Annotated in this window: 13 protein-coding genes; 8 read left to right on the forward strand and 5 right to left on the reverse strand. The window is 71.0% G+C overall.

All coding sequences use genetic code 11. The annotated features are described in order from the left end of the window. The first annotated feature begins 62 nt into the window (after positions 1-62). Positions 63-746, forward strand: coding sequence for a DUF1963 domain-containing protein (locus ACW0Q9_RS00745; protein WP_456177640.1), 684 nt, complete (start codon positions 63-65; stop codon positions 744-746). A 74-nt stretch (positions 747-820) separates the two neighbouring features. On the opposite strand, the gene ACW0Q9_RS00750 is transcribed toward ACW0Q9_RS00745, so the two are convergent. Then, entirely contained in the window at positions 821-1,360 is a 540-nt protein-coding gene (locus ACW0Q9_RS00750) for a GNAT family N-acetyltransferase (RefSeq protein WP_456177642.1), read from the reverse strand. A 540-nt stretch (positions 1,361-1,900) separates the two neighbouring features. On the opposite strand from ACW0Q9_RS00750, the gene ACW0Q9_RS00755 reads away from it, so the two are divergent. The 6 genes from ACW0Q9_RS00755 (at position 1,901) to ACW0Q9_RS00780 (ending at position 12,339) form a co-directional block, all read left to right on the forward strand. After that, positions 1,901-4,012, forward strand: coding sequence for a PQQ-dependent sugar dehydrogenase (locus tag ACW0Q9_RS00755; protein WP_456177644.1), 2,112 nt, complete (start codon positions 1,901-1,903; stop codon positions 4,010-4,012). Positions 4,013-4,030: 18 nt separating this feature from the next. Beyond that, positions 4,031-4,975: a sugar phosphate isomerase/epimerase family protein gene (locus tag ACW0Q9_RS00760; protein WP_456177646.1), complete on the forward strand. Its 945-nt coding sequence runs from the start codon at positions 4,031-4,033 to the stop codon at positions 4,973-4,975. 211 nt (positions 4,976-5,186) lie between these two features. Continuing rightward, a complete protein-coding gene (locus ACW0Q9_RS00765) occupies positions 5,187-8,639 on the forward strand; it encodes a ThuA domain-containing protein (RefSeq protein WP_456177648.1) in 3,453 nt (1,150 codons plus the stop codon). 94 nt (positions 8,640-8,733) lie between these two features. After that, positions 8,734-9,918, forward strand: coding sequence for a sugar phosphate isomerase/epimerase family protein (locus ACW0Q9_RS00770; protein WP_456177650.1), 1,185 nt, complete (start codon positions 8,734-8,736; stop codon positions 9,916-9,918). Between the two features lie 217 nt (positions 9,919-10,135). Further along, a complete protein-coding gene (locus ACW0Q9_RS00775) occupies positions 10,136-11,002 on the forward strand; it encodes an aldo/keto reductase (protein ID WP_456177652.1) in 867 nt (288 codons plus the stop codon). Between the two features lie 170 nt (positions 11,003-11,172). Continuing rightward, on the forward strand, positions 11,173-12,339 hold the full coding sequence (locus ACW0Q9_RS00780; protein ID WP_456177705.1) for an MFS transporter: 1,167 nt from the start codon (positions 11,173-11,175) through the stop codon (positions 12,337-12,339). A gap of 112 nt (positions 12,340-12,451) precedes the next feature. Here ACW0Q9_RS00780 and ggt read toward each other — a convergent pair whose 3' ends face one another. The 4 genes from ggt to ACW0Q9_RS00800 all read right to left on the reverse strand — a co-directional run bounded on the left by ggt (position 12,452) and on the right by ACW0Q9_RS00800 (position 17,250). Beyond that, complete coding sequence (gene ggt / locus ACW0Q9_RS00785; protein WP_456177654.1) at positions 12,452-14,254, reverse strand: gamma-glutamyltransferase; 1,803 nt, start codon at positions 14,252-14,254, stop codon at positions 12,452-12,454. Positions 14,255-14,333: 79 nt separating this feature from the next. Then, a complete protein-coding gene (locus ACW0Q9_RS00790; protein ID WP_456177656.1) occupies positions 14,334-14,885 on the reverse strand; it encodes a hypothetical protein in 552 nt (183 codons plus the stop codon). Between the two features lie 189 nt (positions 14,886-15,074). Further along, positions 15,075-16,241, reverse strand: a complete 1,167-nt coding sequence (locus tag ACW0Q9_RS00795; RefSeq protein WP_456177658.1) for a mandelate racemase/muconate lactonizing enzyme family protein — start codon at positions 16,239-16,241, stop codon at positions 15,075-15,077. Positions 16,242-16,254: 13 nt separating this feature from the next. After that, on the reverse strand, positions 16,255-17,250 hold the full coding sequence (locus tag ACW0Q9_RS00800) for a LacI family DNA-binding transcriptional regulator (protein ID WP_456177660.1): 996 nt from the start codon (positions 17,248-17,250) through the stop codon (positions 16,255-16,257). Between the two features lie 229 nt (positions 17,251-17,479). Here ACW0Q9_RS00800 and ACW0Q9_RS00805 point away from each other — a divergent pair, with 229 nt between their 5' ends. Then, positions 17,480-18,358, forward strand: coding sequence for an ABC transporter permease (locus tag ACW0Q9_RS00805; RefSeq protein ID WP_456177661.1), 879 nt, complete (start codon positions 17,480-17,482; stop codon positions 18,356-18,358). Positions 18,359-18,367: the final 9 nt, after the last annotated feature.

The raw sequence follows: 18,367 nt of genomic DNA on the forward strand, positions 1-18,367 counted from the left end.
CATGCCCGGCTGTGGATGTACGACAGGAGTTTCGGGGCGCAGCCCGCGAAAAGGGCGTGCCGGTGGACGAGATCGAGCGCTGGGTGCGGCTAGCCCGACCACAGACGGAGCTGGTTCCGGAGGGCGACGGCCTGCCTGTGGCCGGTCGGTTCGGCGGTCTCGCGGTGTTGCCGGAGGGCGAGGAGTGGCCTCCCGGGCAGTGTCTCGTGTTGACGCTCGACCTCGCCGCGATCCCCTCGCACGGGCACGACCTTGACCTGCCGGCCGACGGGTCGCTGCTGTTCTTCGTCGAGCCGGACTTCACGCCCAACGACTGCCGGATCGTTCATGTGCCGGCCGGCACTCCGGTAACCGAGCACCCGAGCCCCGGGGTGCCGGTCTTCGGTCCGATTCTGCTGCACGCTCGTGCCGGCTGGAGCCTTCCGGAGAACGAGCACGAGGTGCCGTTCGACCTTCGCTTGGACGACGAGGTCGAGGAAGTGATCGGAGAGGTGATGTGGGACCTCGAGGACAACGATTACGCGTTTTCTCTCGGCGGTTACGGCGGCGCCAGCACCGGCGGCGCGGACAACCCCATCCTCAACGCAAACGAGCACACCGTGCTGGCCACCGTCTGGCTGGACGAGGGGCAGGTGGGTGACGCGTTCGGCGAGACGCTGATTGTGGTCAACTTCATGATCAAGCATGCGGATCTGGCCGAGCGCGCCTTCGACCGGATCTGGCTGATGACTGACTTCAACGGCTGACGCGGTCAGGACTTCGGCGGGGGTGGGGGCCAGGCGGTCGGGTCGTTGAGGTGGAGGCCGCAGGCGCGAGGACCTCAAGCAGACGGGGTGACCGGGGACCGTAGGCCGAGCCACTGCTCGGCGTCCCAGGCCCGGAACCGCTCCACCTCGGTGAACCCCAGCTTTGCCGCGAGGCGCATCGAGCCGACGTTGGCGGTCTGGGTGGTGAGCACCACGGGCTCGCCGGGAAGGACGCCGTCGAACCAGTCGAGTGCCGCCGCGCACGCCTCGGCGGCGTACCCGAATCCCCACGCCCGCGGCAGGAACAGGTAACCGAGGTCGGCCTTGCCCACGGCAGCCGGGCGGCGGTGCTCCGTTGCTCTCCTGAGCAGGACCTGGCCGATCATCGCCCCGTCGAGATCAACGACGAAACTCCCGGGCCACCGCTCGGGCACCGCGGGCATCTCGCGCTCCAGCTCGTCACGGGGCCGGGGGCCGCCGAGGTAGGTGTGCACCTCTGGCGAGGCGAGCAGCTCGATGAACGCCGCACGGTCCCGGGCCTCGGGCTCACGGAGGAGGAGCCTCTCGGTCCGGATCGGCTCAGGCGGCCAGGCGACGGGTCCGAGCGCAGTCACGTCGGCCAGCTAAACAGCAGACTCGGCAGCGATCAAGACTCGCGGACCGACCAACCCACCCGGCTCGGGCCGCCCTCCCTCGATCGGGATGATCGCAGCGGCCTGGCGGCGTCCATGGTGACCCGACAGGAGTACGCGCCCTCTCATGCTCGATGACCGGCGCGCGAGCCTACCGACTCCGCCGGTAACGGCAAGACGAAGGACCACTTTCGTCCGTGTCGGAGGAAAGTTCGTTCGAGTCGGCGGAAAGCTATAGACACGTGGACATGTCTTTTGTAGCGTCGGCCACGTCGATGGTGTTTCGTCGCGGTTAACCGCCACGTTGGCGGCCCTGCCCGCTGGCCGGCACCCGACCGTCACCTGTCCCCTATCCCGTTCTCCGCCCGTACCGATCACGCAGCCGCAGGCCGTCGGCAATCCTGCTCGACGCCACGGTGGCGGCGTGCGTCGTGCCGGGCGGCTCCGCCATGCCCAGGTCCAGCAAGGAGTACTGGCCCCCTCGACCTGCCCCGACCCGGTCCCCAGCACAAGGAGAGGCAGATGAAGAGACGACTCGCGCTCGCCGTAGCGGGTCTGACGACCACGGCACTCGTCGCCACCCCCACCGCCGCGACGGCCGCGCCCGACGCGGCCGCCCCACCCCCGGACAGCGACTTCCAGAAGGTGACCCTCAACGACCATCCGGGCGAGCCGATGGATCTCGCGGTCCTGCCGGACAGCCGGGTGCTGCACGTGACCCGCGCCGGTGAGGTCTGGCTGCACGACCCCACCACCGGCCGCAACTCGATCGCCGCGACGCTGGACGTCTACCGGCACGACGAGGAGGGCCTGCAGAACGTCGCGATCGACCCGAACTTCGGCAGGGCCGGCAACAACTGGGTCTACCTGTACTACTCCCCGCCGATGGACACGCCCGTCGACGACCCGTCGACCCCGGACGTCAACGAGGGCGACGCGCCGGCCTGGGGCACCGCCGCGGACTTCGCGAAGTTCAAGGGCGCCATCCGGCTGTCCCGGTTCCGGCTGGTCAAGGACAAGCTGGACCTCACCACCGAGCAGCAGATCCTCGACGTACCGGTCGACCGGGGCATCTGCTGTCACGTCGGCGGCGACATCGCCTTCGACGCCGAGGGCAACCTGTACCTGTCCACGGGCGACGACACCAACCCGTTCGAGTCCGGCGGCTACGCGCCCCTGGACGAGCGTCCGGGCCGGAACCCGGCGTACGACGCGCAGCGCACCTCGGCCAACACGAACGACCTGCGCGGCAAGATCCTCCGGGTCAGGGTCGGCGCGAACGGCGGGTACACCATCCCGGACGGGAACCTGTTCCCCGAGGGCACGGCCGGCACCCGGCCGGAGATCTACCTGATGGGCCTGCGCAACCCGTTCCGGATCGAGCTGAACCGCGAGACCGGTGACCTCTACGTCGGCGACTACTCGCCGGACGCGGGCCAGCCCGACCCGCTGCGCGGTCCCGCCGGGCACGGCAAGTGGCTCGCCGCCCGCAAGGCCGGCAACTACGGCTGGCCGTACTGCGCCACCGCGCAACTGCCGTACGTGGACTACGACTTCGCCACCGGCCGGTCGGGGGCACCGTTCAACTGCGCCGCGCCGGTCAACGAGTCACCGCACAACACCGGCCTGCGCCAGCTGCCGCCCGTGGAACAGCCGCAGGTCTGGTACAGCTACGGCCCCTCGGCGCGGTTCCCCGAGCTGGGCACCGGCGGCATCGGCCCGATGGCCGGGCCGGCGTACCAGTTCGCCAAGCCGACGACGCGGGGACGCGCGCCGGTGGCCTGGCCGGCCTACTACGACGGCGCCGCGCTGTTCCACGAGTGGACCCGGGACTACGTGAAGGGCTTCCGGCTGGACGCCGACGGCGACCTGACCGGGATCGAGCCGGTGCTCCCCTCGATCACCTTCGACAACCCGATGGACCTGGAGTTCGGCCCGGACGGCGCGCTCTACGTGCTGGAGTACGGCGACGGATACTTCAGCGAGAACCCGGACGCGCAGCTGGCCCGGATCGACTACACCGGCTGGACGGGCAACCACACCCCGGTTCCCCAGGTCTCGGCCACGCCCACGGACGGCGTCGCCCCGCTGACCGTCACGTTCTCCAGCGAGGGCACCACGGACTACGACGGCGACCGGCTGAAGTACGCGTGGGACTTCGACAACGACGGCACGGTCGACTCGCGGGCGGCGAACCCGACGTTCACCTACCGGGAGAACGGCCTCTACAACGCGACGCTCAACGTCAGCGACCCGGGCGGTCTCTCGGCCTCGGCCTCGGTCCGGATCGTGGTCGGCAACGCCACGCCCGTGGTGGATCTGGTCAAGCCGGCCGACGGGCAGCCCTTCGCCTTCGGCGACACCGTCCAGTTCGAGGTACGGGTGACCGACGACCAGCCGGTGGACTGCTCCCGGGTCACCGTCACCTACGTCCTCGGCCACGACCAGCACGGGCACCCGCAGACCGCCGCCACCGGCTGCACCGGCTCGATCCAGACGACGGTGCCCTCCGGCCACGACCCGGAGCACGACAACCTGACCGCGGTGTTCGTCGCCTCCTACACCGACGCCGGCGGTGACGGCCTGCCGTCCCTGACCGGCACCGACCAGGTCGTCCTGGTCCCCACCGCATAACCCCCGAAAGGAGCAACCATGTGTTACGGACACGACGGGATGGCCGCGCTGCGGCGCTCCGTTGACCGGCGCAGCCTGCTGCGCGGCTCTCTGGCCACCCTCGCCGGTGTCGGGCTCGCGGCGTCCGGCGTGGGCGCGACGGCCGCGTCGGCCACCGCCCACCGCACGGGCCGGCACCACGTACCCCCGGGTCTGATCAGCATCCAGCTCTGGACGGTGCGCGACGCCCTGTGGGGTTCCCCCGGCTACGACGCGACCCTCACCCACCTGGCCCGGATCGGGTACCCGCGCGTGGAGCTGGCGCTCGGCTACTTCGGGCGGACCGCCGCCCAGTTGCGCCAGTTCCTCGACGGCATCGGCATCCGGGCCAGTTCGAGCCACGACGGCATCAGCGCGAACGCCGCCGAGCTGGAGCAGAAGATCCAGAACGCGGTCACCCTGGGCCAGCAGTTCATGGTGGTGCCGTATCTGTACTCCGAGAGCGCGGACGAGTGGAAGCGCTGGGCGGAGCAGATGAACGTGGAGGCCGCCGCGGCGCGGGCGGCCGGCCTGCGCTACGGCTACCACAACCACGCCCACGAGTTCACCATCGACCTCGGCGGCGGCAAGCGGCCCTGGGACGTGCTGACCGCGGAACTCGACCCTCGGCTCGTCCACCTGGAGGTCGACCTCTACTGGGCGGTCACCGGCGGCATCAACTCCGGTGACGGCGTCGCGGATCCCGAGGGCTTCACCCTGGACGTCATCCGCTCCGCGCCGCAGCGCGTGCTCCAGTACCACGTGAAGGACCGGGACGAGTCCACCGGCGACATGGCCGACCTCGGCACCGGGACGATCGACTTCGCGCGGATCTTCCGGGAGCACTCGGTGCTCGAGTACATCGTCGAGAACGACACGCCCGACGTGACGCCGCAGCAGACGGCCGAGATCGGCTACCGCTACCTGCGCAAGCTGCGGTTCTAGGCGTACGACCGCAATTCCGTATCCGATTTTGAATTGAGCGCCGATAACCACTCCCTCTCGCCGAGGGAGTGGTTATCGGCATGCAATGAACCTGCCGCAGCGACGGAAATGCGGATGCGGTCGGAATATTGACCCGCCGAAATTGATCTCGTAGGGTTCAGGAAACGTGGAAAGCGCTTTCTTACCACCGTCGCCATCAAGGAGCGCGTGTATGAGACGCCAACGCACGCTACTGTTCGCCCTGCTCGCGGCCGTCACACTCCTGTTGCCGGGCACGCCGGCGACCGCCGCCGAATCCGCGACCGACGCCGATTTCCGGGTGCTGGTCTTCTCCAAGGTCACGAACTTCTACCACGACTCCATCCCGGCCGGCGTCACCGCCATCCGGCAACTCGGTGAGCAACAGGGATTCACCGTCGAGGCGACCACCGACGCGGGGGCGTTCACCGACGCCAACCTCGCCCGCTTCGACGCCCTCGTGTTCAACAACACCAATTCCACCCCGACCTCGGGTGACCTCCTCGACGCCGACCAGCGGGCCGCGTTCCAGCGGTACATCCGCAACGGTGGCGGCTGGGTCGGCCTGCACGCCGCGTCGGCGAGCGAGCGGAACTGGGCCTGGTACGAGGGACTGGTCGGCACCATCTTCGACCAGCACCCGGACTTCTCCGCCACGGGCGGCACCTTCCCGGGCCGGATCAAGGTCCTCGACCACGCCCACCCGTCCACGAAGGACCTGCCCGAGCTCTGGGAACGCAGCGAGGAGTGGTACAACTGGCGAACCAACCCCACCGGCAAGGTCCACACGCTCGCCCAGATCAAGGTGCGCGACGGCATCCCCGGGCTCGACGAGGGCACCGACCACGCGTACTCGTGGTGCCAGAACTACGACGGCGGCCGCTCCTGGTTCACCGCCGGCGGGCACAGCTCCTCCTCGTTCCAGGAGCCGGCCTTCCTCGCGCACCTGCTGGGCGGCATCAGGTGGGCCGCCGGCGCCGCCCCCGGTGACTGCGGCGCCACCAGAACCACCAACTTCGAGCGGATCCCCCTGGTCAACCAGGACCTCTCCGACCCGTTCGAACTGGCGGTGGCACCGGACCGCCGGGTCTTCTACATCGAGCGCACCGGCGCGCTGAAGGTCGTCAACCAGGACACGCTCGCGGTCACCACGCTGCTGGACTTCGCCTACACGCCGGAGCAGACCAGCCAGTCCGACGGCCTGCTCGGCATGACCCTGGACCGGCACTTCGCCGACAACAACTGGCTCTACCTGCTGTGGTCCGACCGGGTCGAGAAGCAGCTGAACCTGTCCCGCTTCACCGTCGACGGCGACAGCGTCAGCCTCACCTCGGAGAAGCGCCTGCTCACGATCCCGACCTGGCGCGGTGAGGCGCGCGCCAACTCGCACATGGGCGGCTCCGTGACGATGGACCAGCAGGGCAACCTGTACGCCGCCATCGGCGACAACACCGACCCGTTCGAGTCCAGCGGCTTCACCCCGATCGACGAGCGGGCCGGCCGTCGCGCGTACGACGCCCAGGGCACCGCCGGCAACACCAACGACCTGCGGGGCAAGATCCTGCGCATCAAGCCCCTGCCCAACGGCAAGTACGCCATCCCCGACGGGAACCTGTTCGCCCCGGGCACGGCCCGGACGAAGCCCGAGATCTACGCGATGGGTATGCGCAACCCGTTCCGCATCACCGTCGACTCCAAGACCAACGCGCTGCTCGTGGCCGACTACGGCCCCGACGCCCGGTCCGCCAACCCCAACCGCGGGCCGGAAGGGACCGTCGAGTTCAACCGGATCACCAGCGCCGGCAACTACGGCTGGCCCTACTGCATCGGCAACAACATCCCGTTCAACGACTACGACTTCGCCACCGCCACCTCCGGGCCGAAGTTCGACTGCGCCGCGCCGGTCAACAACTCCCCCAACAACACCGGCCTGACCGACCTCCCGGCGACGAAGCCGGCCCTGGTCTCGTACGCCTACTCGGCCTCCCCGCAGTTCCCGGAGCTGGGCACGGGCGGCGGCGGCCCCATGAGCGGGCCCGTCTACGACTACGACCCGTCCAACAAGCGGCTGACCAAGTTCCCCCAGTACTTCGAGGGCAAGTGGATCGTCTACGAGCTGACCCGACGGTGGTTCAAGACGCTGTCGATCCACGACACCGCGCAGACGTTCAGCGACCCCCGCTTCGGGCCCACCAACGTCGGTGACCTGCAGTCCATCAACGGGATCCTCGGCAACATGTCGTGGATCCAGCCCTTCGAGGCGGAGTTCGGGCCGGACGGCTCCCTCTACGTCATCGACTTCGGCGAGGGCAGCGGCAGCGGTCGGGGCGGCAGCAACGAGGGCGCCGGCATCTACCGCATCGACTACGTCGCCAACAGCCGGCCGCCGGTGGCCAAGCTGGCCGTCGACAAGGACAGCGGCCCGGCGCCACTGACCGTCGCCTTCTCCAGCGCCGGCTCCAGCGGGCCGGACGGCACCGCGATCACCTACGCCTGGGACTTCGACGGCAACGGCAGCGTCGACTCCACCGCCGCCAACCCCAGTCACACCTACGGCACACCGGGGCGCTACACCGCCCGGCTGACCGTCACCGCCACCAACGGGCAGACCGCCGTCGCCGTACAGGAGATCACGGCCGGCAACACCCGCCCGACGGTGACCCTCAGCGTGCCCGACGGGGCCTTCTTCGACTTCGGTGACCGCATCCCGTACACGGTGACGGTCACCGACCCCGAGGAGGGCAGCATCGACTGCACCAAGGTGGTCGTGCAGACCCAGCTCGGCCACGACTCACACGCCCACCCGCTGGACAACTACGTCGGCTGCACCGGGGTGGCAGTGACCGAGAGCAACGGCGGCGACGGGCACGGCCCGGGCCAGAACCTCTACACGCTGCTGTCGGCGCAGTACACCGACGGCGGGGCGAACGGGGCACCGGAACTGGTCGGCTCGACCCGGGCGGAGCTGCAGACCAAGAGCAAGGAGGCCGAACACTTCGACGGCCAGAGCGGCATCCAGGTCCTCGACCGCCCGACCGCGAGCGCCGGAAAGCGCATCGGCGACATCGACCACGGCGAGTGGATCAACTTCGGCCCGGTGAACCTTCGCAACATCGACTCGGTCACCTTCGGAGTCGCCTCCGGCAGCAGCGGCGGTGACATCGAGATCAGGGCCGACTCCCCCACCGGCCAGCTCCTCGGCCGGGCCACCATCGGCGGCACCGGCGGCTGGGACAACCTCGTCTCGCCGACGGTCGAGGTGACCGATCCGGGCCGCACGACCACCCTGCACCTGGTCTTCGTCAACCCGAACCAGACGGGTGGCACCCCCGACCTGATGGCACTGGACTGGCTGCGCTTCAACGGCGCCGGGGTGCGCGAGCAGGCCGCCGGCACGGTGTCGGCCTCGGCCACGCCCACCACGGGCACCGCGCCGCTGGCGGTCGCGTTCACCGGGACGGCCGCGCCGGCATCCGGGCGCACCATCACCGATCACGCGTGGGACTTCGGCGACAACACCCCCGTCGTGCACGGGGCGTCGGCCAGTCACACGTACGCCCGCAAGGGCACGTACACGGCACGGCTGACCGTCACCGACAGCCTCGGGGCAACCCTGTCCTCGATCGTGGTCGTGACGGTGAGCTGAGCGTCACGGGTGGTGGCGGGGCGCACGCCGCTCCGCCACCACCGACCAGGCATCGCCCAGCACCTTTCCCCTTCGAGAGCTCCCGGGAGAGACCATGGACTCCACCTCCGCCCGCCCGCCCCGCCATCGGGCGCGACGGGCCCGTCACCTGCTCGCCGTGTCGCTCGCCGCGACGCTCCTCCCGCTCACCGCGGCTCCGGCGTCAGCCGCCGAATCCTCGACCGTCACGCAAACCGCCGACAGCTGCCCGTGGGGCTACACCACCTCGTCCACCGTCTTCTTCGGTCGCGGGGCCGACTCGGGCGTACCCAACCGCGACCTCGGCGACGGGTGCACGATCCTGGACGCCATCTGGGCCCAGGCGCCGTTCGCCGACCACGGCGACTTCGTGAGCACCGTCAGCGGGCTGGCCACCGCGCTCCGGCAGGACGACGTCGTCACGCCAGAGGAGAGCGCGAGCATCGTACGGGCGGCGGCCGCCTCCGAGACCGGCAGACCGCAACCATCCCCGGGGACCCGCGCCGTACCCGACGACCGGATCGGCCTCGTCCTCTACACCGTGCGGGCCACCATGTCGACCGCGCCCGAAGCCACCCTGGCGGCGCTCGCCGCCTGCGGCTACCGCAACGCGGAGCCCTCGGGCGCGGTGAACAACTTCTACGGCAGGCGGGCCGACGCGCTGGCGCCCCTGGTGGCCGGCGCCGGGCTGTCCGTCCCGTCGATCGGGATCGGCCTCGGCGATCTCCGGAACAACCTGGCCGGCGTCATCGCCGACGCCAGGGCGTTCGGCGCGAAGTACGTCCGGATCTCGGGTTCGGGTTCCTGGGGGCTCGACGACTACTCCGAGGTCGCGGCGACCCTCAACGCGGTCGGCGCCGAGCTCAAGCAGGCGGGCATCACGGTCGCCTACCACAACCACGGGTTCGAGTTCACCGCCCAGGACGGCGGCGTGCGCGGCTACGACGTGCTGGTCCGCGAGACCGACCCGAACCTGGTGGCGATGGAGCTCGACCTGTACTGGGCGGCCAGCGTCGGCGCCGATCCGGTGGAGCTGATCCGGCAGTACCCGGGACGGTTCGCGCTGTTCCACGTCAAGGACATGGCCGCCGACGGGTCGTTCGCCGACGTGGGCGAGGGCACCATCGACTTCGCCCGCATCTTCGCTTTCAGCGAGATGGCCGGCGTGGACCACTACCTGACCGAGAACGACAATCCCCGCCCGGACGGCGTCTCGTCGGCCTGCGACAGCTACACCAACCTCCGCGCCCTGCGCTACTGACCAAACCCGCCGGCCCGCGACACCCGCGGGCCGGCGGGGCCGTCCCGAGCCAGCCTCGAAGTCGGTCCATCAGTTTCAGGACCGGATGCACTGCGGGCTGTCGCGCGCTTCCCGACGGAGCGCTCCCCACGATAGATAACCTAGCAGTGATCTTGCGGGTGCGGTATCGGGCAGACGACCGACTGCGCAGGTCAGCGGCGGTGGCTAGGTTCGCCCAATGCCCTTCGACATGATCACTGCGGGGTCCGCAGGCACCTGGACGCTCGGCGACCTGACCGTCAACCGGATCGGATTCGGCGCGATGCGCCTGACGGGCAACGGCAGCGCGGCGAGCGACCGTGACCGGGTCGTCGGTGTGCTGCGCCGGGCGGTCGAGCTCGGTGTGAACCACATCGACACGGCGGCGTTCTACTTCTCGCCGCTCCGGTCGGCCAACGAGTTGATCAACACGGCGCTCTCGCCGTACGCCGACGACCTGGTCATCACCACGAAGGTCGGGCCGGGACGCGACCCCTCCGGGCAGTGGCTGCCGCTGGCCCGGCCGGACCAGCTGCGCGGGCAGGTCGAGGAGAACCTGCGTCAGCTGGGCCGCGATCATCTGGATGTCGTGAACCTGCGCCAGCACGGGCTGGACTCGGTCGCGGAGCACTTCGGCGCGCTGGCCGACCTGCGCGACGCCGGGCTCATCCGGCATCTCGGCCTGTCGAACATCCGTCCGCACCATCTCGCGCAGGCGCAGGCGATCGCCCCGGTGGTCTGCGTGCAGAACCCGTACGGCGTCGACACCCGACGCATGCACGACCAGTTCGTGCGCACCTGCGGTGAGCAGGGTGTCGCCTTCGTGCCGTTCTTCGCGATCGCCGGCGACGGACGTGAGGCCGGCGGCGTGGCGACCAACGAGGCGGTGCACGCCATCGCGCGCACCCACGGCGTGACGCCGGCGCAGGTGCGGATCGCGTGGACCCTCAGCCGCGGGCCGCACCTGCTGGCCATCCCCGGCACCGGCAACCCCGATCACCTGGTCGAGAACGTGGCCGCCGGGGCGCTGCGCCTGTCTCCCGAGGAGTTGGCCAGCCTCGAGTAGCGGCGTCCGGCAGGGCGCAGCCCCTGCCACGAGTCCACGACCGTCGACGAGAGGCTCCGTCACCCTTGCAGGCAGCGACAACGTCGTCCATCCCCAACCCACCGCCGAGCAGCTCATGGCTCGTTGCCCGAGGACTCGTTCCCGATCACGGCCCGCAGCGCGTCCTGGCCATCGCGACCTTCGTCAACATGCTCGGAAGCGGCGTCTTCATGGCCAGCGCCGTGCTCTTCTTCACCCGCTCCGTAGGGCTCCCCCTCGCGCAGGTCGCCCTGGGCCTGGGCATAGCGGCACTCGTCGGGATGCTCGCCGGGATCCCGACGGGGCATCTCGCCGATCGGCGGGGCCCGCGCGAGATCTACCTGCTGACTCTGATCATCCGAGCCGCCACCACGGCCGCCCTGGCCTTCGTCCACACGTTCTGGCTGTTCGTCGTCCTGGTCTGCCTGACCCAGCTCGCTCAATCAGCCGGCGGGGCGTCCCGCGGCCCGCTGGTGCGTGGCTTCGGCGGCACAGACGTGGCCCAGTACCGTGCGTATCTTCGTTCGGTTGCCAACCTCGCCGGATGTTGCGGCGCCCTCGCCGCCGGCGCCGCCGTGCAACTGGACACCCGCGCCGCCTACCTGGCCCTGATCGTCGGCAACGCCACCAGCTTCGTGGCATGCGCCGCCATCATCACCCGGCTGCCCTCACTGCCGCCCATTCCAGCGCCTCACACGGCCGGGCGCTGGATCGCACTGAAGGACAAGCCCTACATGGCAGTCACCGTGCTGGACGCCATCATGGGAATTCAGGGCCAGGTACTGGTCTTCGCGTTGCCGGTGTGGATCATCTCGCAGACCCACGCGCCGCGCTGGTTCGTCGGGGTGGCCGTGGTGGCCAACACCGCCCTCGTGGCGGCGCTCCAGGTCAGGGCGAGCCGGGGGATCGACACCAGCCCAGCGGCAGGCCGGGCCATACGGCGCTCCGGGTTGGCGTTCCTGATCGGGATGGCCCTGATCGCCGCCACGTCGACGATGCCCGGATGGCTCGCCGTCACGGTGATGACGCTGGGAGTCGCCGCGCACACCGTCGGCGAGCTGTGGCACGCGGCGGGCTCGCTCGAACTGCAGTTCCGACTCGCGCCTCCACACGCGCAGGGGCAGTACACGGGAGTTTCCGGGCTCGGCACGGGCCTGGCCAACGTCGCCGCCCCGTCCATCCTGGGCCTGCTCTGCATCGCCTGGGGCGCCCCCGGCTGGCTGCTGATGGGCGGCATCTTCGTCGCGGTCGGTCTGGCCGCCCCGGCGGTCGTCCGGTGGGGCGAGCGAACGCGTCCGGGCTCAGCGGAGGCGGTCTAGAGTCCTGCGGGACCTCCCGGGTGGTGTGGAACCTTGACAAGCTCCACCTCACCCGGGGGTCCTCACCTACCTCAAGGTCCCAGCCAGGTCACCAACGTCGTGGACAGAACACCTAGCGGTGTGTCCAGCGGCCGACGACGGCCGCCGCGCCGCCGCCCCGGCGTACCGGCTCGGCCGCGGCGAGCATCCGGCCGTCCGCCAGGAACTCGATACCGGTCGCGGCGCCGATCTCCGCGGTCGGGGCGAAGGTGTGGCCCGGCGGGAGGGCGCCGGCGTACGCGGTGATGAACGCGGTCTCGGCCTGGGTGCTCGCGCCGTTGCGTTGCGAGGCCCGGGGCGCGGCGAGGGCCTCCGGCAGCGTCATGCCCAGGTCGATCCGGTTGACCAGCATCTGCAGGACGGTCGTGATGATCGTGGCGCCGCCGGGCGTGCCGACCGCCAGGAACGGCCGTCCGTCGGCCAGCACGATCGTGGGCGACATGGAACTGCGCGGGCGCTTGCCCGGCGCGGGCAGGTTCGGGTCGGGCGCCGCGCCCTGGGTGGGCGCGAAGTTGAAGTCCGTCAGCTCGTTGTTGAGCAGGAAGCCCCGACCGGGCACGACCATCCCGTTGCCGCCGGTCGCCTCGATGGTCAGCGTGTACTCGACCACGTTGCCCCAGCGGTCGGCCACGGTCAGGTTGGTGGTGCTCTTACGGTCGTCGCGGGTGTCGGCCACCGTCGCCGCCGAGCAGCCGCCGTAGTCGCCGTCCGGTACACCGGGCGCGACCGGCTTGGGCAGGGCCGCCGAGGGGTCGATCAGGCAGGCGCGTTCCTTGGCGTACGCGTCGCTGAGCAGCTGGCGGAGCACGGCCTGCGGGGTGTGATCGCCGACGTGGCGGTTGCGGTCGGCGAACGCCAGCGCGCTGGCCTCCAGGTAGTGGTGCATGGCCTGGGTCCGGGTCATCGACGGCAGGTCGTACTGTTCGAGGATGTTGAGCGCCTCGCCCACGGCGGTGCCGCCGCTCGACGGGGTGGACATGCCGTACACCTCGAGGCCCCGGTAGTCCGACCGGGTCGGCGCGGGGAAGCGGGTGCGGTAACCGGCGAGGTCGGCGGCGGTCATCCCGGCCGGGCGGATCGGGTACGGCCACGACTCGACCGGCTGCGCCGCCACGGGCGGACGCTGCACGGTCGCGACCACGTCGCCGCCGACCTCGCCCCGGTAGAACACGTCGGTGCCCCGCTGGGCGATGAGCCGGTACGTCTCCGCGAGGTCGGGGTTGCGGAAGGTGCTGCCGACCGCCGGCGGCCGGCCGCCGGGCAGGTACAGCGCGCTCGTCGAGGTGAACTGCCCGAAGGCCGCCTGGTTCGCGGCGACCTGGCCCGCGAAGGTCTCGTCGACGGTGAAGCCGCGCTCGGCGACCCGCGCGGCGGGCCTGAGCATCTGCGCCAGCGACCTGGTGCCCCAGCGGTCCAGCGCGTCCTGCCAGGTGAGCAGGGTGCCAGGGACGCCGACCGAGAGCCCGCTGATCCGCGCCTCGTCGAACCGGTACGGCTGCCCCGTGGCCGGGTTGATGAAGCTGGTCTCGGTCATCGACGCCGGCGCTGCCTCGCGGCCGTCGATGGTGTGCACCCGTCCGGTCCGCGCGTCGTAGTGGACGAGGAAGCCCCCGCCGCCGATGCCGGCCGAGAAGGGTTCGGTGACGCCGAGCGTCGCCGCCGCGGCGACCGCCGCGTCGACCGCGTTGCCACCACGGCGCAGCACGTCCAGCCCGACGGCCGTGGCGGTGGGATCGACCGTGGACACGGCACCGCCGTACCCGACGGCCACGGGTTCCTTCGGCGGTTCGGCCGGCTTCGCCTGGGCGGGAACTCCGGTGCCGGCCACGAGCGTGGCCAGCGCGATGGTCGCGGTGACGAGGACGGGAGGTCTCATGTCGTCTCCCCAGATCGACGCAGCTGAACCTTCTGCCTACTCCCCCGGCGGGGAGCAGGCAACCCGACAGGCCTGAGCCCTACCGCGGCTGATCGCCCTGCGCCTGGCCGGGCCCGTACTGCGGCGCGGGCCCGTACTGCGGCGCGGCGGGAGGGTACGGCGCGTACTGCGACGGTCCGGCCTGCGGGTAGGGCGGATAGGCCTGGTGGAACTGCGGCCCGGGCCTCGGCCGCAGCGCCGCGACCCGCTCGGCGAAGCGGTCGTGCGCGCGGCGGACGTGCACCGTGCTGCCGTCGTTGGACACGTATCCGGAGGCGATCGGGCCGTTGCCGGCGGTGCTGGCCACGCCGAGCCCCGCGATGAGCAGCAGCACGAAGACCAGCACGACCGCGCCGGCCGTCGAGTCGTTCGGTGCCGTCAGGGCGGACACCGCCACCACGCCGACGATCGCGAGCACCACCAGGCCGACGCCGATGAGCAGGCGGCGGGTGCGCAACCTGCCGCAGTCGGCGCAGAAGGGCCAGGCCGGGGCCTTGACGCGCTTCTGCAGTGCGGCGGCGACGATGGCGAACGGCAGCACTCCGAACAGAAGCAGGACGTAGGCCCACTTCGGCGTGTAGGACCGGAACACCGTCCTGCGGTGGCGGGTCGCAGGCTGGCCGTGACGGGCACACACCTCGGGTACAGCTCCGGTGGTGACCGCTTGAGCGGGGAGATCGACTGTCATGGCGTCTCCATCGGAGGGTCGGCGGGGTGGGCAGCGGCGACGCGGGCTGTACCCGGAACCGGCGCCGGCCAATCGCCGGCCGACCCGTCGCCGCTACGGGGCGAGCACGTCCACGGCGAGTTCCCGCACCACCGACTCGTCCACCTCGACGCCCAGTCCCGGCCCGGTCGGCACCCGCGCGACCCCGTCCTTCACCTCGACCGTCGCGCCCGTGGCGTACGGCGAGGTGAGGAACTGCCGCCCGTTGAGGTCGACCGGCGTGTCGATGCCGTACGCGGCGAACAGGTGCAGCGACGCGGCCAGCCCCAGGTCGGAATCCGTCAGCCCCGACCCCATCAGCCGCACCCCGGCGTCCTCGGCCAGGGCGCAGAGCCGCCGGGACAGGGTCAGGCCGCCGCTGCGCTGGACCTTGGCGATCGCCACGTCGACGGCGTTGAGCTTCACGAACGTCGCCAGGTCGCTCGGGTGGCGCAGGCTCTCGTCGAGCGCGACCGGGATCGGTGAGGTCTCCCGCAGCCGGCGCTGCCCGGCGACGTCGTTGGCCGGCAGCGGCTGTTCGAACGCGGTGACGTCGAGGTCGGCGAGCCGGCGGGCCATCCGCAGCGCGCCGTCGACCGTGTAGGCCTGGTTGGCGTCGACCCACAGGGCGGCGTCGGGTGCGGCCTCTCGGACCGCCCGGACCACGGCGGCGTCCTCGGCCTCGGTGTGCAGGCCGACCTTCACCTTGAACGCCCGGTAGCCGAGGTCGCTGCCCTCGGCCACCGCATCGGCGACCTCGTCGGCGGTCTGACCGGAGACGATCCAGCCGAGCTGGATGGTGTCCCGGCGCCGCTGCCCCCACAGCACGCCCACCGGCACGCCGAGCGCGCGGCCGAGCAGGTCGTGCAGCGCGACGTCGACAGCACACTTCGCGAGGGGTGAGCCGATGGTGAAGCCGCGGTTGATCGCGCGGTCGAAGGCGGTGGTGACGCCGTCGAGGTCCCAGGCGGGGCGGCCGAGCACGGCCGGGGCGAGGTACCGGTCGATGGTGGTGACGATGGATTCGGCGGTCTCGTAGGTCCAGGCGGGGATCGGAGTGGCCTCACCCCAGCCGGTGACGCCGCCGGCGGTGACCTTCACCAGGACCCGGATGCTGGGTGTGCCCGCGACCGTGACGGACCCGCCGGAGACTCCGAAGGAGCGCACGGTGGGCAGCGCGACGGCGAACGTGTCGACGGCGTCGATGGTCAGCCCGGACAGGGCGGTGGCGGGCGGTATCACGAGGCAACCTCCGTCAGACCAGTTTGGCGGTGCTGGCCCGGACGACCACCTCGCCGCCCATCCGCAGCAGCCGGCGCCGCCGTCCGGTGTTCTCGGTCAGCGCGAGCTCCATCGCCTTCTCGCCGAGCCGCTGCAGCGGCAGCGCCACGGTGGTCAGCGGCGGGGTGAGGTCGCGGACGATGGGGATGTCGTCGAAGCCGGCGACCGAGATGTCGTTCGGGATCGACAGGCCGTGGTCGCGCAGCGCCGCGCAGGCGCCGATGGCCATCACGTCGGTCAGGGCGAACACGCAGGTGGCCGCCGACCGCCGGGCCAGCAGCTCGGACATGGCGCTGTAGCCGCCGTCGCGGGTGAAGGGGGCCTCGACGACGTCGGCCGGGTCGAGCGGCACACCGGCCTTGGCCAGCTCGTCGCGGAAGCCGCCGAGCCGGTCGGCGACGGTGGTGAGCGCCCGCGGTCCGGAGAGCACGGCGAACCGGCGGTGGCCGAGGTCGAGCAGGGTGCGGGCCATGGCGGCGGCGCCGGCCCGGTTCTCCGGCAGGACGCTGTCGACCTTCAGGCTGCGGTGCCGGCTGACCACCGCGACCCGGCCGCCACCGTCCAGGTAGGGCTTCAGCTCGGCCTCCAGGGCCCGCTCCCAGCGGGCGTCCTCGAAACCGGAGCCGATCAGCAGGATGGCCGGGGCCCGCTCGGCGCGCAGCATCGACACGTACGCGATCTCCCGTTCGGGGTCGCGGAAGGTGCTGGCCAGCATGACCAGCAGGTCGTTGTCGCCGGCCACCCGCATGACGCCGCCGGCGACCGCGGCGAAGTAGGGGTCGGTGACGTCGTGGCAGATGACGCCGACGGTGCGGTGGGAGGCGCCGGCGAGGGCCCGGGCGTGCGCGTTCGGCGTGTATGCCAGCTTCTCGGCGGCCGCGAGAACCCGGTCGCGCAGTTGCGGGGTGACGCGCATGCCGTTGAGGGCCCGGGAGGCGGTGGCCAGCGAGACGTCGGCGGCTCTGGCCACGTCTTCCAAGGTCACGTGCGCCCGTGGCTGCATCGAGTTTCCCCCTGCGGAAGTTCTTGACCGGATTATTTCGGCGTGGTTACCGTAGCATCCTGAAAGCGCTTACTGAAAGCGCATTCAGGGCCGCTCCCCCGCCCTCACCGGGGTCGTCCGGCCCTGCCGACGGCACGCGCCTACCCAGCGGCTGAGTACCCGGAAACCACCGGCCAGCCAGGGAGAACGGAGGGTCATGGCCGCGCAGAGCACCATCGAGCAACCGGAGCGCACCGCTCCCGCCGGCGCCACCGCGTCGGCCACCCGCCGCCCGGGCGGGGCGGGCGTCGGCCTGCTCCGGTTCGCCCGGAACACCTGGCGCCCCGCCGCGGTCCTCGTGGCCATCCTGATCGTGTGGTGGATGGTCACCGCCGCCGAGTTGGTGAAGCCCTACCTGGTCCCCTCACCCGGCACGACGCTGGACGTCGTCCTCGCCCAGCCGGGCTACTTCGCCCACCACACCTGGATCACCACGTACGAGACGGTGCTGGGCTTCGCCATCGCCATCGTGGTCGGCGTGCTCTCCGCCGTGGTCATGGTCTACTCGCCCACCGTCGAGAAGAGCCTCTACCCGCTGCTGCTGTTCGCCCAGGTCATCCCGAAGATCGCGATCGCGCCGCTGTTCATCGTGTGGCTCGGCTTCGGGCTCTCGCCGAAGGTCGTCGTCGCGGTCCTGATGGCCTTCTTCCCGATCGTCATCTCCACGGTCACCGGCCTGAAGTCGATCGACCCGGAGATGCTGCAACTGTCGGCGACCATGGGTGCGGGCCCGGCCCAGACGTTCCGCAAGATCCGGTTCCCCGCCGCCCTGCCGCACCTGTTCGCCGGCCTCAAGGTCGCCGCCACCATGGCTGTCACCGGCGCTGTCGTCGGTGAGTTCGTCGGCGCCAACGAGGGCCTTGGCTACGTGATCCTGCAGGCCAACGGCAACCTCGACACCCCGACCCTGTTCGCCGGGCTGATCATCATGTCGCTGCTCGGCGTGATCCTCTTCGTCGTCGTCGAACTGCTGGAGTACCTCGTCCTGCCCTGGCACGCCAGCCGCCGCACCGACGCCGCCACCACAACGATGTGAACAGGAGAC

It is taken from the genome of Micromonospora sp. I033 (genome assembly GCF_053890995.1).

Coding starts and splice junctions, on each gene's coding strand:
- ACW0Q9_RS00755 (WP_456177644.1), top strand. CDS start 1,901: ATGAAGAGACGACTCGCGCTCGCCGTAGCGGGTCTGACGACCACGGCA.
- ACW0Q9_RS00760 (WP_456177646.1), top strand. CDS start 4,031: ATGTGTTACGGACACGACGGGATGGCCGCGCTGCGGCGCTCCGTTGAC.
- ACW0Q9_RS00765 (WP_456177648.1), top strand. CDS start 5,187: ATGAGACGCCAACGCACGCTACTGTTCGCCCTGCTCGCGGCCGTCACA.
- ACW0Q9_RS00770 (WP_456177650.1), top strand. CDS start 8,734: ATGGACTCCACCTCCGCCCGCCCGCCCCGCCATCGGGCGCGACGGGCC.
- ACW0Q9_RS00775 (WP_456177652.1), top strand. CDS start 10,136: ATGCCCTTCGACATGATCACTGCGGGGTCCGCAGGCACCTGGACGCTC.
- ggt (WP_456177654.1), bottom strand. CDS start 14,254: ATGAGACCTCCCGTCCTCGTCACCGCGACCATCGCGCTGGCCACGCTC.
- ACW0Q9_RS00805 (WP_456177661.1), top strand. CDS start 17,480: ATGGCCGCGCAGAGCACCATCGAGCAACCGGAGCGCACCGCTCCCGCC.